Source organism: Asticcacaulis biprosthecium C19 (genome assembly GCF_000204015.1).
Lineage (GTDB): Bacteria > Pseudomonadota > Alphaproteobacteria > Caulobacterales > Caulobacteraceae > Asticcacaulis > Asticcacaulis biprosthecius.
Window position 1 is genome coordinate 441271 of record NZ_GL883079.1, and the last position, 12997, is coordinate 454267.

At 59.9% G+C, this 12997-nt stretch carries 17 protein-coding genes; 15 read left to right on the forward strand and 2 right to left on the reverse strand.

Annotated elements, in window-relative coordinates; genetic code table 11:
- The first annotated feature begins 158 nt into the window (after positions 1-158).
- From pyrG to ABI_RS17270, 6 genes are all read left to right on the forward strand, one after another.
- Positions 159-1796: a CTP synthase gene (pyrG, locus tag ABI_RS17245; RefSeq protein WP_006274336.1), complete on the forward strand. Its 1638-nt coding sequence runs from the start codon at positions 159-161 to the stop codon at positions 1794-1796.
- Between the two features lie 63 nt (positions 1797-1859).
- Positions 1860-2246: a RidA family protein gene (locus ABI_RS17250; protein WP_006274337.1), complete on the forward strand. Its 387-nt coding sequence runs from the start codon at positions 1860-1862 to the stop codon at positions 2244-2246.
- 37 nt (positions 2247-2283) lie between these two features.
- Positions 2284-2781 carry a hypothetical protein gene (locus tag ABI_RS17255; protein WP_006274338.1) on the forward strand — a complete coding sequence of 166 codons (498 nt, stop codon included), beginning with the start codon at positions 2284-2286 and terminating at the stop codon, positions 2779-2781.
- Positions 2782-2994: 213 nt separating this feature from the next.
- Positions 2995-3177, forward strand: a complete 183-nt coding sequence (rpmF, locus tag ABI_RS17260; RefSeq protein ID WP_023459126.1) for a 50S ribosomal protein L32 — start codon at positions 2995-2997, stop codon at positions 3175-3177.
- A gap of 147 nt (positions 3178-3324) precedes the next feature.
- Complete coding sequence (locus ABI_RS17265) at positions 3325-4164, forward strand: hypothetical protein (protein ID WP_006274340.1); 840 nt, start codon at positions 3325-3327, stop codon at positions 4162-4164.
- Positions 4165-4216: 52 nt separating this feature from the next.
- Positions 4217-4759, forward strand: a complete 543-nt coding sequence (locus tag ABI_RS17270; protein ID WP_157138978.1) for a hypothetical protein — start codon at positions 4217-4219, stop codon at positions 4757-4759.
- A 1-nt stretch (position 4760) separates the two neighbouring features.
- On the opposite strand, the gene ABI_RS17275 is transcribed toward ABI_RS17270, so the two are convergent.
- On the reverse strand, positions 4761-5003 hold the full coding sequence (locus ABI_RS17275) for a hypothetical protein (RefSeq protein ID WP_006274342.1): 243 nt from the start codon (positions 5001-5003) through the stop codon (positions 4761-4763).
- 138 nt (positions 5004-5141) lie between these two features.
- Here ABI_RS17275 and ABI_RS17280 point away from each other — a divergent pair, with 138 nt between their 5' ends.
- Together ABI_RS17280 and ABI_RS17285 are read left to right on the forward strand one after the other, a co-directional pair.
- On the forward strand, positions 5142-5654 hold the full coding sequence (locus tag ABI_RS17280; RefSeq protein ID WP_006274343.1) for a hypothetical protein: 513 nt from the start codon (positions 5142-5144) through the stop codon (positions 5652-5654).
- Between the two features lie 97 nt (positions 5655-5751).
- Positions 5752-6135 carry a BlaI/MecI/CopY family transcriptional regulator gene (locus ABI_RS17285; protein ID WP_006274344.1) on the forward strand — a complete coding sequence of 128 codons (384 nt, stop codon included), beginning with the start codon at positions 5752-5754 and terminating at the stop codon, positions 6133-6135.
- Here the strand turns inward: ABI_RS17285 and ABI_RS25995 are convergent.
- The gene (locus tag ABI_RS25995) at positions 6129-6410 is read right to left on the reverse strand and encodes a hypothetical protein (protein ID WP_211211186.1); all 282 of its coding nucleotides are present in this window, start codon (positions 6408-6410) and stop codon (positions 6129-6131) included. The genes ABI_RS17285 and ABI_RS25995 overlap by 7 nt on opposite strands.
- Positions 6411-6440: 30 nt before the next feature.
- Between ABI_RS25995 and ABI_RS23870 the strand changes: the two genes are divergently transcribed.
- The 7 genes from ABI_RS23870 to ABI_RS17320 form a co-directional block, all read left to right on the forward strand.
- On the forward strand, positions 6441-7598 hold the full coding sequence (locus ABI_RS23870) for a M23/M56 family metallopeptidase (protein WP_211211187.1): 1158 nt from the start codon (positions 6441-6443) through the stop codon (positions 7596-7598).
- Between the two features lie 140 nt (positions 7599-7738).
- Positions 7739-8095 (forward strand): hypothetical protein, encoded by a 357-nt coding sequence (locus ABI_RS17295; protein WP_040309560.1) that lies wholly within the window; start codon positions 7739-7741, stop codon positions 8093-8095.
- 86 nt (positions 8096-8181) lie between these two features.
- Positions 8182-9459 carry a phosphopyruvate hydratase gene (eno, locus tag ABI_RS17300; protein WP_040309561.1) on the forward strand — a complete coding sequence of 426 codons (1278 nt, stop codon included), beginning with the start codon at positions 8182-8184 and terminating at the stop codon, positions 9457-9459.
- Positions 9460-9789: 330 nt separating this feature from the next.
- Positions 9790-10080 carry an FtsB family cell division protein gene (locus ABI_RS17305; protein ID WP_369794106.1) on the forward strand — a complete coding sequence of 97 codons (291 nt, stop codon included), beginning with the start codon at positions 9790-9792 and terminating at the stop codon, positions 10078-10080.
- A 143-nt stretch (positions 10081-10223) separates the two neighbouring features.
- Entirely contained in the window at positions 10224-11231 is a 1008-nt protein-coding gene (pdhA, locus tag ABI_RS17310; RefSeq protein ID WP_006274348.1) for a pyruvate dehydrogenase (acetyl-transferring) E1 component subunit alpha, read from the forward strand.
- A gap of 96 nt (positions 11232-11327) precedes the next feature.
- Entirely contained in the window at positions 11328-12677 is a 1350-nt protein-coding gene (locus tag ABI_RS17315) for a pyruvate dehydrogenase complex E1 component subunit beta (protein ID WP_040309562.1), read from the forward strand.
- 12 nt (positions 12678-12689) lie between these two features.
- On the forward strand, positions 12690-12997 hold a 308-nt coding region (locus ABI_RS17320), incomplete at its 3' end, for a biotin/lipoyl-containing protein (protein WP_040309563.1).

Sequence of the window (12997 nt, forward strand, 5' to 3'; positions counted from 1 at the left end):
AAGGCGCCGGCGCCGCGCGCGGCCACGCCCAGTGCCTCGCCGGCGCCTTCGACGTCGTCGGCAACTTCGCCCGCTCAGTAGCGGCGAATCGCTTTAGACTATTGGTATCAGACCCACGGGTTCCAACCCGTGGGTCCTTCTTTGATGGGTAATTGGATATGGCGGCCCGGTTTGTTTTCATCACTGGCGGGGTGGTGTCCTCGCTCGGCAAGGGGCTGGCGTCGGCGGCGCTGGGGGCTCTGCTGCAGGCCCGCGGCTACAAGGTCCGCCTGCGCAAGCTGGATCCGTATCTCAACGTCGATCCCGGCACGATGAGCCCCTATCAGCACGGTGAAGTTTTTGTCACCGATGACGGCGCCGAAACCGACCTCGATCTGGGGCATTATGAACGCTTTACCGGTGTCAATGCCCGCAAGACGGACAATATCACCACCGGTCGAATCTATTCGAACATTATCGAAAAAGAGCGCCGTGGCGACTATCTGGGCGCGACAGTTCAGGTCGTGCCGCACGTCACCAACGAGATCAAATCATTCGTTCTGTCCGATCAGGGCGATGCGGATTTCATCCTGGTCGAGATTGGCGGGACGGTCGGCGACATTGAGGGCCTGCCGTTCTTCGAGGCCATCCGTCAGCTAGGCCAGGAACTTCCGCGTCGCCAGTGCTGCTTCATCCACCTGACCCTGTTGCCCTTCGTCAAGACGGCCGGTGAGATGAAGACCAAACCGACCCAGCACTCGGTCAAGGAACTGCGCTCGATCGGTATCCAACCGGACATTCTGCTGTGCCGTTGCGAGCAGGAAATCCCGGCCGAGGAGCGCCGCAAGATCGGCCTGTTCTGCAATGTCCGCGAATCGGCTGTTATCCAGGCGCTGGACAGCGAAAACATCTACGCCGTTCCGATCGACTATCACCGCCAGGGGCTGGACACCGAAGTGCTGAATGTCTTCGGCATGGAGGTCGAAGGCGAACCTGAACTGACGTCCTGGCAAGATATCACCCGGCGTTATCAGCATCCGGACGGTGAGGTCTCTATCGCTGTGGTCGGCAAATACACGGTCTTAAAAGACGCCTACAAGTCGTTGATTGAAGCGCTGTATCACGGCGGCATGGCCAACAATGTCCGCGTCAAGATCGACTGGGTCGAATCGGAAACGTTTGAAGGCGCACCCGATGCGGTGATCGAGCGGCTGGAAAATGTTCACGCCATTCTGGTTCCAGGCGGCTTCGGCGAACGCGGCGCCCTGGGCAAGATCGAAGCGGCGCGCTTTGCCCGTGAGAATGATGTGCCCTATTTCGGTATCTGTTTCGGCATGCAGATGGCGTGCATCGAAGCAGCGCGGAACCAGGCCGGCATCAAAGAGGCCTCCTCGACAGAATTCGGCCTGACCAGCGAGCCAGTCGTCGGACTAATGACCGAATGGCTGTCCGGCAACGAACTGACCAAGCGTGCGGCCGGTGGAAATCTCGGCGGAACCATGCGTCTGGGGGCTTATGATGCGACCTTAAGAGAAGGTTCTTTAGTGTCTGAAATTTATGGCGGAACCGAGATTTCGGAACGCCATCGCCACCGCTATGAAGTCAACCGTGACTACATTCCGCGTCTGGAGGCGTGCGGTTTGAAATTCAGCGGGCTGTCGCCAGACGGCCTGCTGCCGGAAATCGTTGAACGTGAAGACCATCCGTGGTTCATTGGCGTGCAGTACCATCCGGAACTGAAGTCGCGTCCGTTTGCCCCGCATCCGCTGTTCAAGAGCTTCATCGCTGCGGCCATGGAGCGCAGCCGTCTGGTTTAGGGCTTGCACATCACGCGTAGTGACGGCATAGGCACGGGCATCTTTTTTACAGGACCGCTGCCCATGCCCCGCCAACTCGTATCCTCCGGCTCTCCGTTCGAAGGCGAAATCGGTTTTTCCCGCGCCGTGCGCACAGGCAACCGTATTGAAGTTTCGGGTACCGCGCCGATTCGCGACGGCAAGACCGCCGGCATCGACGATCTCTACGAGCAGACCAGGACCTGCCTCGACATAATTGTCAAGGCGGTCGAACAGGCCGGTGGCAAGCCATCCGACATCATCCGTACCCGCATCTTCCTGACCGACATCTCGCGTTGGAAAGAGGCCGCCAAGGCCCATGGCGAAATCTTCGGTGACATCCGCCCGGCCTCCAGCTTCATCGGCTCCAGCGCTCTGATCAATTCGGAATGGCTGGTCGAAATCGAAGCCTCGGCGCAGATCGAAGACTAAGCTTGTCAGCGCGGCCATTTGGCCGCACTAATGCCAAATGGTTCTCAAAGACAATCTCGGCATAGCGGCGCGCACCGTTTTTTTCTTGATCGGCCTGCTCCTGCTGGTCGTGGTGGTTGCCACCATCTATCACGACTGGCCCCTGGTCCAGGCGCATAAATCGTCCCTGTTCGGCTTCGTCCTGACATGTCTGATCTGTTTGCCCCTCGGGATACTGATCCTGGTCTGGGCGGTGATCGGCCATATGAAGACCTGGCGGATCGCCACGGACGGCGTCCATATGCGTCAGATGAGCCTGACACACTGGGCCCATGAAAACATTCTGGAGCCGGCTGAGATCGCCGATATTCAGGTCGAATCGTTCAATCACGATGAACATGGCCGTAAATCGGCCCATTGGGTGATGATCACGACGACCGACGGTCGTCGTCACAAGTCGCCTCGCGTCTATGATCCCATGGTTGCCGAGGTTATGCGCTCACGGATTGCGGCCTTGAAGCCCGGCGTTGCGGATATTTCCGCTTTTACCCCTTGATCACCCAGGCAACATAAGGCATAAGGCCCGCCTTCTGACTTACCTTAGTGGTTGTTAGAAAATAGCTGTGCCTTGATATCGGGTGTGGTCGCAGTAGAAACTGCAACCGGGAAAGCGTCCTGCTTCAGTTATTTTCCAACGGGCCTAGTGTGGGTCTTCCCCTTTTCGTGCCTGAAGGCGTGCGCTTTCGGCCATTCCTAGAGAGAGAGTTCCATGGCCGTCCCCAAGCGGAAAACCTCGCCCTCGCGCCGTAACATGCGCCGTTCGCATGACGCCCTGGGCGCCAATCCCTACACCGAAGACAAGGACACCGGCGAACTGCGCCGTCCTCACCATGTCGATCTGAAGACCGGCATGTACAAGGGCCGCCAGGTCATTACCCCTAAGAAGGACTAATCCTTCCTCGATGTGCCAGAATTCAGAACGCGGGTCGCAAGGCCCGCGTTTTTGTTTGGGCGTTGACTTTGCGGCGAACCCGGCCTAGCAATATGAACAAGGTTCAAGCGCGGGGCGGGGGAAATGCGGAGTCTTTGGTTTACTGTCGTGATGATGATGGCACCGGTGACGGCGGCGGCTTTTACCATCGGGCCTCAGTCGACTTCGGACGAGATTCGGGCTGTCCGCCCGCTCCGGGTGCCGGCGCTTAGACTCAGTTACACACTGGACCAGGCCGGCGAGGCGCCTCAAGCGGGCACTGTCACCCTGGCGGATGATTTCACAGCCGTGTTTGATGAAGACGGGATCCGGGTGGAAGACATTGCCATCTGCCGCTCGCTCAGTTGGAAGGTGCAGGCGCATGCGTTTGACAACGACAGTTGCTATGCCATGCCGGCTTTCCGTATCGTGGAACTGCAAAACCGCCGCTATCTAGCCTCGCTAATGGCCGAAATCAAACCGTCGGACGGTAAGTCTCCCGCCAACCTCGCGCCCTATTGGGCCGAACAGGAACTGGCTGTGCAGACCGATCCGGTCGATCATCTGGTGGCGACGGAAGCGGAAACACAGATTGAATGGCGTCTCGGTAAGGATGTGGTGGTGACGACCAGCCAGCGGGGCCATGCCTTCACGGAACAGGAAAAGCCGCGGGTGGCCAGATATTTCGCCCGTTTTGTCAATTTGCATCCTCAGGTGCGCCGAGCGATTTTGACGTCCGGCCAGTGGCCCGAACGGATTCAGATCGAAAGCCGCTCCACGCCGCAGGCCACGACGGTCGTCCTAACATTTTTCGGCTATCGAAAGGGCAACGGTCGACTATCCGGTGCCGGCAGGATTGACACCGGCCCTGCGCCTGCAGGGCTCCCAATCTGCCGACGAAACCAAAGGAAGCGCTTCAGTTTTGGCAGTCGTCGATGGCAAAGGACCTCCCAAACCGGCGCTGAGTAGCCTCTTGGGTGAGATCGAGGCGGCCGCGGCTGACAGACCGATGGTGGCGGTCATGACTTTCTTCGGCGCAGCGCAGATTCACTACGGCCGGCTTATGGAGGATCCCGAGGCTAAAGCCGCGTTTAAGTACACTCTGCCTAGTCTAAAATCGGCTATGCAGGCGCCGGCGGCAGCGGACTTTATGACGGCGTCAGCTCTGGCCGGCGAAAAGGGCAAGGGGCAGGAACGTGAAGACGCCGCGCGCTACCTGGCGCGCGCTAACGATTTGGATGCCTTGCCCTACGGCGCGTTTCGCTATGTTACTTTCGCCAACCTGGTCAATGAAACCGAAGACGCCGCAAAGTGGGATCCGTCGATCCAGGCTGCCATGCCGTCACGGGCTGACTGTTTCTGGCGCTTTATCGCGGCGGCGCCGTGGACGGCCAATACCTACTACGATCTCGGCAACACGCTTTATGGCGAATACGACATGCCTAAGGCTTGGCGGGTATGGGATCTCGGCCGCGCCGCCGATCCCGACTGGAAGAGCAGCTTGATGAGAGGCGTACCGCAGCTTGAGGCCCGACTGCGCCGAGATTTTCCCGATAGTTTCTGACTCAAAAACCGGTCGAAATCGCGGCAGCCGCCTCGGGCACTTTTTCCAGTTCGTCACGTGGCACGGCGGCTACGGGGAAGCGGTCATCGTCCCAGGTGACATAGACGGTACCGGCGTTCGCCTTCGCGACTTCTGTTTCCGGAACGATCTTGTCCTCGTCTTCGGGATGAATGGTGACCGTTCCCAAACCCTTGACCTTGTGACTGACGCGGTCGCCATCCCGTAAGCTTTCCGTCTGCACCATCGTTACCTCCTGTGGCTGGAAAGGGCAGGGTGAGCGCAAGCTTGTAAGGGTTCAATGCGGGGCGCCCGGTCATGATTGGGCCACAGGGCAGGGCTAGCCTGGGGATGGCTAGGGGCTTTACAGACGAAGAGAGATGCCATGACCTTCCTCCCGCTGCTGGTCGCCGCACTTCTGGCCCAGGATCTGCCTGTCGACCCGCTGACGCCAGTTCAATACGGCCAGGTACAGTGCTTTTCGCCGGATGCAGCGACAAAAACCTGCAACTCCATCGCGAGATTTACACCGAATGGCGACGGGTACACGAATACAGCCACTATCCTGCTGTCCAGCCGACCAGCCATGACCATTACCACGACGACGCAGGTCCATGTGCGCGACGGCGCGGTTTGCGGCATCCTCCGTAACGAGGATGTTGAAGCCGCAAAGGTCAAGGTGGATGGCCGGGATCTGCCGCCTGAGGAGGCCATGCTGGTTGTCGCGGTGGTTTCTGACGTGGTGAATGACTATGTCGGTCAGGAGGTCTGTACGACCTATGTCGCCGCGGACAGCGGCCTGACGGCAAAGGCGACGATTCAGGGCAGTCCGCAACCTGAATTGGACCAGCCGATGATCTGGGTTTCGCCCAGTGAGGGCTATACGGTTGCGCCCTAGGCGACACAAAATTGTGACTTCGTCGTTGGACGACCCTGCTTGATCGGTCGTCGCGTACATGCGACACATGTCGCATATCTGCGACGAAAGATTTGCAATGCTCAGGCCGACGGACTTTGAACTGAAGCTGCTGCGTCCCCTCTGGCGGCGAGGGCGGCTCAGCGCGCGGGAGCTTCACGAGGCCAGCGCGGCTGAGACGGAATGGTCCTATTCGGCGACACGCAAGACGCTGGACCGCATGGTGGAGAAGGGGATGATCAGGGTCGAGCCGGTCCACGGGCTCAATACCTATGTGGCGCTTCAATCCAAGCTTCAGACCGTCGCGGCGCTGGCGAGTGCGTTTGCGCGGGACGTCCTGGAAACCGATGCCCCCTTGCCAGCAGCCGCTTTTGTTCACAGCAAGCTGGTGTCACACGACGAAATCGCCGAACTGGAAGCTCTTCTGGCGCAAATGTCCGGTCCTGATGGGAAGGATCAGTAATGTTGTCGAGCGAATTGATCCTGTTGGTATTTTTTGCCGTTCCGCTCCTCTTGAGTGGTGCCGTCGGCGGTTTGCAACGATTGCGTCCGGATGGGCCTGATGATGCGACTGACAAGCGTCTGCTGTGGGTCATGCTGGCGCCAATCGCGATCGGGGTTGTCGTCGTGCTGATCGCGCGGCTGGCGCCGGTGGATGTGCCGCTTCCGCTTTTGCCCATGGTCGAGGCGGATTTCCGTCAGGTTTCTGGCGATGTGACGGCCGCGCCGGTCACGCAAGGGATCGATATTCTGGCCTGGCTACCGGAAATGGGCCTGGCCCTGTACGGTGCAATTGCGAGTCTGCTCGGCGTTCGGCTCGGCTGGGCCTATATTCGTATGGCTGGCATAGGCGCATCGGCGCGTCGTCAACCTGGCCTGGGCGATGATGTCTGGGTAACTCCGGCCGCGATTCCGCCACTCACTTGGGGACGCAGGATCCTCGTGCCGCAAAGCCTGGTCAGCGATCTGCCGTTGGCGAACCTGTCACTGATTGTCCGGCACGAACGCGAACATCTGCGCCGTGGCGATCCTTTATGGTTTGCCGCTTTGGCTTGGATCGATGTCCTGGCCTGGTTCAATCCCTTTATCCGCCATCAGACCGCGCGTTGCCGGCTGGCAGCGGAACTTGCCTGCGATGCAGCCGTAACAGCTGCCTTGCCCGATATGCGACAGATCTATGCCGAAACCCTCGTCATAGCGCTGAAGCATGCCGCCGGAAACGTACTGGCATACGCTCCGGCGGCCTTCTCAAACGCTCAATCTGGAGATTACCGCATGAGAATTATGCAGATCATGCGCCCGTCACATGACGGACGCAAGCCCCGGCGGCTGTTGTTTGCCGCCATCGCCGTACTGGCCTTGCCTGCGGCCTTTGCCCAGTACGCCTGGTCGCAGGCGCCGGCCGCGACAGCTGAAAAGCCGGCCGATACGGTCACTGTCTTTCCGGTTTCCGGACGTATTTCCAGCGGGTTCGGTCCACGAATTCATCCGATTACGAAGGAGCCGTCCTTCCATAGCGGCATCGATTTCGCCGTCCATGAAGGTACCGAAGTTCACAGCATCGCTGCCGGAACCGTCAGCTTTGCCGGAGAGCGGGAAGGTTACCATCAGGTGGTCGAAATCGACCACGGCGGCGGGTTAAAGACGCGTTATGCGCAACTCGGCTCCGTCCGCGTCAAGGCCGGCGACAAGGTCAAGGTAGACCGCGTCGTTGCGACCTCGGGCGCTTACGGCACCGGACCGCACCTCCACTTCGAGGTCTGGCAGGACGCAAAGCCGGTCGACCCGTACGCGGTGCTCAATCCTGAGTCGTCTTCAGCTTTCAATATGAATTGGAGCGCGGACGAGATGGCGTTCGCGGGTGACGTAAGGCTTCAGAAAGGCGACCGCACCTTGATGGCCGACGAACTGCGGGTAAGGCGATAATACCCTGAAGGTGACCAGCCGTTGATAGGGCCTGTGCCAGCGTGCGCAGTCGCGGCTATGTAAAGGCTGGTCATATTCACATCGTCATCTTCACATCTTAGGTTACGCCGCATAAGCTGATGGGAATGAGGGGGAGGTTTATGGAACGCTGGTCGTTGCTTTTCGCGATCCTTTGGCTGACAACCGTTCCTGCTTATGCAGCAGAATTTCTAAAGGACGTAATGTGGTCGCGAAGCCCGGCTTCTCAAGAGCTGCCGGGGCTCTACTCGACGCGCACGGATGACGATTTCTCGGGATGGGTCGAAGTTTCATGCCGGATTCGAGACCGGTATGGACATCTCAAATGCAAGTTGCCTGAGATTGAGCAGAGATACCGCTACATGGCGACTTACACTCAAAGCTTGGTCGAGGGGCACTTTCAGGTCGACATGCAGCGGACATCTGGAGCCGCGGTCGGCAAGTGGGTCCGCGTCAGGCTGAACTTCGTCGCCGATTAGCCGATCCCGCATCGCGCTTGCCTCTGGCGGCGTCCCTTGCTAACAGGGCGCGAACTTTGACCGTCCCATAACGCAGGATTCCTCCCATGCCCGAAATCATCGATATCACAGCCCGCGAAATCCTCGACTCCCGCGGCAATCCGACGGTGGAAGTCGATGTCACCCTGGACGACGGCTCGTTCGGCCGCGCCGCCGTGCCGTCCGGCGCATCAACCGGAGCCCACGAAGCGGTGGAAAAGCGCGATGGCGATATGTCGCGTTACGGCGGCAAGGGCGTCCGCCAGGCTGTCGACGCCGTCAACGGCGAAATTTTCGAAGCGATTTCGGGTTTCGAAGCGCTGGACCAGCGCCGTCTCGACCAGACCCTGATCAATCTGGACGGTACGCCGAACAAGGCGCGCCTGGGTGCCAACGCCATCCTGGGTGTGTCGCTGGCGACCGCCCGTGCCGCAGCCGCTGCCACCAACCTGCCGCTCTATAAGTATGTCGGCGGCCTGAGCGCCCGCGTCCTTCCGGTGCCGCTGATGAACATCATCAATGGCGGCGCCCACGCCGACAATCCCATCGACATCCAGGAATTCATGATCGTTCCGGCCGGTGCTCCGGACTTCTCGGAAGCCCTGCGTATGGGCGCCGAGATCTTCCACGCCCTGAAGAAGGCGTTGAAGCAAGCTGGTCATAACACCAATGTCGGCGACGAGGGCGGTTTCGCGCCGAACCTGCAGTCGTCGGAAGAAGCGCTGAGCTTCATCATGAAGGCCGGCGAGCAGGCCGGCTATAAGGCCGGGTCGGATTTCTGGCTGGCCATGGACGTTGCCTCGACCGAGTTCTTCAAGGACAATAAGTACAATCTGGCCGGCGAAAAGAAGGTGCTGATCGCCGATCAGATGGTCGACTATCTGGAAAAGCTGGTGGATGCCTTCCCGATCTGTTCGATCGAAGACGGCATGGCCGAAGACGACTATGATGGCTGGAAGGCCCTGACCGAGCGCCTTGGCGACCGTATCCAACTGGTGGGCGACGATCTGTTCGTCACCAACCCGGACCGCCTGGAAACCGGCATTGTCGAAGGCATGGGCAACTCGATCCTGGTGAAGGTCAACCAGATCGGCACCCTGTCGGAGACCATGGATGCCGTCGATATGGCGCACCGCGCCGGCTATACGAGCGTCATGTCTCACCGCTCGGGCGAGACCGAAGATTCGACGATCGCCGACCTGTCGGTCGCCATGAACTGCGGGCAGATCAAGACCGGCTCGCTGGCGCGTTCGGACCGGACCGCCAAGTACAATCAACTGCTGCGCATCGAATCGCAGTTGGACGACGAAGCGGTTTACGCCGGCGTGTCGGTGATCCGCTGCTAAGTTATGGGGTGCGGGGCCAAAGAAGGTTTGTTAGGGCCCCGCATCTTCTTCTTTTCAAATAGAAAAGCCTCGTCCTCTTGGGCGGGGCTTTTCTATTTGAAAAGAAAGGACGTGGGGCCTCAGGCCCCACACCCCGTGACATGACAGCGTACCCGTGGTCACGTTTTGACAATATTGTTAAAAAGCCTGTGATCGCCGCGATAAATTCTTCGCCTCGGCGCGACATGATCCGTAACCGTTTGTTAACCGCGATGGCCGAAAACAGACGTGAAGCGTTGAGTACCGGTCCAGAAGGGGCGCAAGTCTATGTTTTTCCGATTGAGGCCTTACTTGCCCACTGCTCTTATTGCTCTTGTCCTCACCTATGTCTGCGTCCAATATTTGACGGGAGACAAAGGTTTCTTCTCGCAAGAAGCTCGCGACGCGGAAATGAAAGCCAAGACCGAACAGCTCGCTCAATTGAAAGCGGAGCGTTCCGATCTGGAAGCCCGCGCCAAATACTTACGAACCGACAATCTGTCGCGTGATCTTCTTGAAGAGCGCGCCCGTGTGCTTTTGGGCCTTTCCGAGCCGAAAGCCTACATCATTCGCCAACCCGTACGCGAAAACGTCGTTTCCTGAGCCGTCTTTAGCCCTTTACGCGAAGGCATTCCCCTCCTAAAGGAAGGGGCCTTCGATTTGCGCCGGCTGTGACGTGCGGTGCCTATCGACCTGAATTTACAGGCCGAAGTCCTTTCCGGCCGAACCTTGTGAGGGAGGTGTCCATGGCGCGTGCCGCCAAAGCCAGCGACAGCGGTAAAAAGCTGAGCAATGTCTCCAAAGACGAGCTGCTGAAATATTATCGTGAAATGGTGCTGATCCGCCGCTTCGAGGAGCGTGCCGGTCAGCTGTACGGCATGGGCCTGATCGGTGGCTTCTGCCACCTCTATATCGGTCAGGAAGCCGTCGCCGTCGGCATGGAAGCTGCCTCGAAGGACGGCGACCAGGTCATCACCGGCTATCGCGACCACGGCCATATGCTGGCCGCCGGCATGGACCCCAAGGCAGTCATGGCCGAACTGACCGGCCGCGCCGGCGGTTCGTCCAAGGGCAAGGGCGGTTCCATGCACATGTTCGATATCGCCACCGGTTTCTACGGCGGCCACGGTATCGTCGGCGCCCAGGTCTCGCTCGGCACCGGTCTGGCCTTCTCGGACTATTACCGCCAGAACGGCAATGTCTCTTTCACCTATTTCGGTGACGGCGCCGCTAACCAGGGCCAGGTCTACGAAAGCTTCAACATGGCCCAGCTCTGGAAGCTGCCGGTCGTGTATGTGATCGAAAACAACGAATATGCCATGGGCACCTCGCTGGCCCGCGCCTCGGCGACGGTCAACCTGTCGCAACGCGGCGCTTCGTTCGGCATTCCGGGCGAAACCGTCGACGGTATGGATGTTTTCGCCGTCAAGGACGCCGCCGAACGCGCGGCCGAACATGCCCGCTCTGGCAAGGGCCCGTACATCCTGGAAATGAAGACTTACCGCTATCGCGGCCACTCCATGTCCGACCCGGCCAAGTACCGCTCCAAGGAAGAGGTCGAAGAGGTCAAGACAACGCGCGACCCGATCGACCACATCAAGACCATGCTGCAGCAAGCCGGCGTGGCCGAAGACGAGATCAAGGCCATCGACGCCGACGTGAAGGCGATTGTCCTGGAAGCCGTCGAATTTGCTCAGACGTCGCCCGAACCCGATCCGTCGGAGCTTTTCACCGACATCTATACCGAGGCCTAAGCGTGAGGCGGGCGCCCAACTTTAAGAGGCGCCCGTAACGTTTTCAATCTTCAAAGGAAATCCGGCTGGATAAGGCCGGCTCAGGTGGTACGATACATGACAGACATACTTATGCCCGCCCTGTCTCCGACTATGGAGGAAGGCACGCTCAGCAAGTGGCTGATTAAGGTTGGCGATGAAATTTCCGCCGGCCAGGTGATCGCCGAAATCGAAACCGACAAGGCAACCATGGAAGTGGAAGCCGTCGACGAAGGCAAGGTCGAGGCCATCCTGGTCGACGCAGGCACCGAAGGCGTCAAGGTCAACACGCCGATCGCTCGCCTGGAAGGCGGCGCTTCGGCTTCCCCGGCTACCGTCCAGGCGGCTCTAGAAGCCGCTGTGGCACCGGCCGCCGAACCGGTCGCTGCGGCTGCCGCCGTGCCGAAGCCCGAAGTCCGTGATCCGGAGTTCCCCGAAGGCACGCCGATGGTCAAGATCACTGTCCGCGACGCCCTGCGTGACGCCATGGCCGAAGAAATGCGCCGCGATGACGCCGTGTTCCTGATGGGCGAAGAAGTGGCGCAGTACCAGGGCGCCTACAAGGTGTCGCGCGGCCTGCTGGAAGAGTTCGGCGACCGCCGCGTCATCGACACCCCAATCACCGAAATGGGCTTTGCCGGTATCGGTTCAGGCGCGGCCATGGCCGGCCTGAAGCCGATCATCGAGTTCATGACGTTTAACTTCGCCATGCAAGCCATTGACCACATTATCAATTCGTCGGCCAAGACGCTGTACATGTCCGGCGGTCAGATCAAGTCATCGATCGTCTTCCGTGGCCCGAACGGTGCCGCCGCCCGCGTCGCCGCCCAGCACTCGCAGGACTACAGCGCCTGGTACGCCAACGTTCCGGGCCTGAAGGTCCTGGCGCCGTATGACGCCGCCGATGCCAAGGGCCTGCTCAAGGCCGCCATCCGCGATCCGAACCCGGTCGTCTTCCTCGAACACGAGATGATGTACGGTAACGAGTTCGAAATTCCTGATGTCGAAGACTTCGTCCTGCCGATTGGCAAGGCCAAGATCCAGCGCGCGGGCAAGGATGTCACCATCACGGCGCACTCGCGCATGGTCGGTTTTGCCCTGAAGGCCGCAGAGCAACTTGCCGCCGAGGGTATCGACGTCGAAGTCATCAACCTGCGTACCCTGCGTCCGCTGGACACCGCCACCATCATCGCTTCGGTGAAGAAGACCAACCGTCTTGTGACCGTTGAAGAGGGCTGGGGTCCTTGCGGTATCGGCGCCGAAGTCGCCGCCCGCGTTGTGGCCGAAGCCTTCGACGACCTGGACGCCCCGCCGCTGCGGGTGCACCAGGAAGACGTGCCGATGCCCTACGCCGCCAACCTTGAAGCCATGGTGGTCCCGTCGGTCGAAAAGATCGTCAAGGCCGTCAAGGCCGTGACCTATCGCTAAGGAGCCAACCGCATGACTGATATTCTGATGCCGGCCCTGTCTCCGACGATGGAAGAGGGCATCCTGGCCAAGTGGCACGTCAAGGTCGGGGATGAAATCTCCGCCGGCCAGGTCATCGCCGAAATCGAAACCGACAAGGCGACCATGGAAGTGGAAGCCGTTGATGAAGGCGTGATCGAAGCCATCCTGATCGCCGCCGGCACCGAAGGCGTGAAAGTCAATACGCCGATCGCCCGCCTGGCCGGTGGCGCCTCTGCTCCGGCACCGGCGCCCAAGGCTGCACCGGCGGCCGAGGCCCCGAAAGCGGCCGAAGCTCCCAA

Excerpts from the sequence above, each read along its gene's own strand:
- ABI_RS17315 (WP_040309562.1), top strand. The coding sequence starts at position 11,328 with ATGACAGACATACTTATGCCCGCCCTGTCTCCGACTATGGAGGAAGGC.
- pdhA (WP_006274348.1), top strand. The coding sequence starts at position 10,224 with ATGGCGCGTGCCGCCAAAGCCAGCGACAGCGGTAAAAAGCTGAGCAAT.
- pyrG (WP_006274336.1), top strand. The coding sequence starts at position 159 with ATGGCGGCCCGGTTTGTTTTCATCACTGGCGGGGTGGTGTCCTCGCTC.
- ABI_RS17255 (WP_006274338.1), top strand. The coding sequence starts at position 2,284 with ATGGTTCTCAAAGACAATCTCGGCATAGCGGCGCGCACCGTTTTTTTC.
- ABI_RS17295 (WP_040309560.1), top strand. The coding sequence starts at position 7,739 with ATGGAACGCTGGTCGTTGCTTTTCGCGATCCTTTGGCTGACAACCGTT.
- ABI_RS17275 (WP_006274342.1), bottom strand. The coding sequence starts at position 5,003 with ATGGTGCAGACGGAAAGCTTACGGGATGGCGACCGCGTCAGTCACAAG.
- ABI_RS17250 (WP_006274337.1), top strand. The coding sequence starts at position 1,860 with ATGCCCCGCCAACTCGTATCCTCCGGCTCTCCGTTCGAAGGCGAAATC.
- ABI_RS17280 (WP_006274343.1), top strand. The coding sequence starts at position 5,142 with ATGACCTTCCTCCCGCTGCTGGTCGCCGCACTTCTGGCCCAGGATCTG.
- rpmF (WP_023459126.1), top strand. The coding sequence starts at position 2,995 with ATGGCCGTCCCCAAGCGGAAAACCTCGCCCTCGCGCCGTAACATGCGC.
- ABI_RS17285 (WP_006274344.1), top strand. The coding sequence starts at position 5,752 with ATGCTCAGGCCGACGGACTTTGAACTGAAGCTGCTGCGTCCCCTCTGG.
- ABI_RS23870 (WP_211211187.1), top strand. The coding sequence starts at position 6,441 with ATGGGCCTGGCCCTGTACGGTGCAATTGCGAGTCTGCTCGGCGTTCGG.
- eno (WP_040309561.1), top strand. The coding sequence starts at position 8,182 with ATGCCCGAAATCATCGATATCACAGCCCGCGAAATCCTCGACTCCCGC.
- ABI_RS17270 (WP_157138978.1), top strand. The coding sequence starts at position 4,217 with ATGACTTTCTTCGGCGCAGCGCAGATTCACTACGGCCGGCTTATGGAG.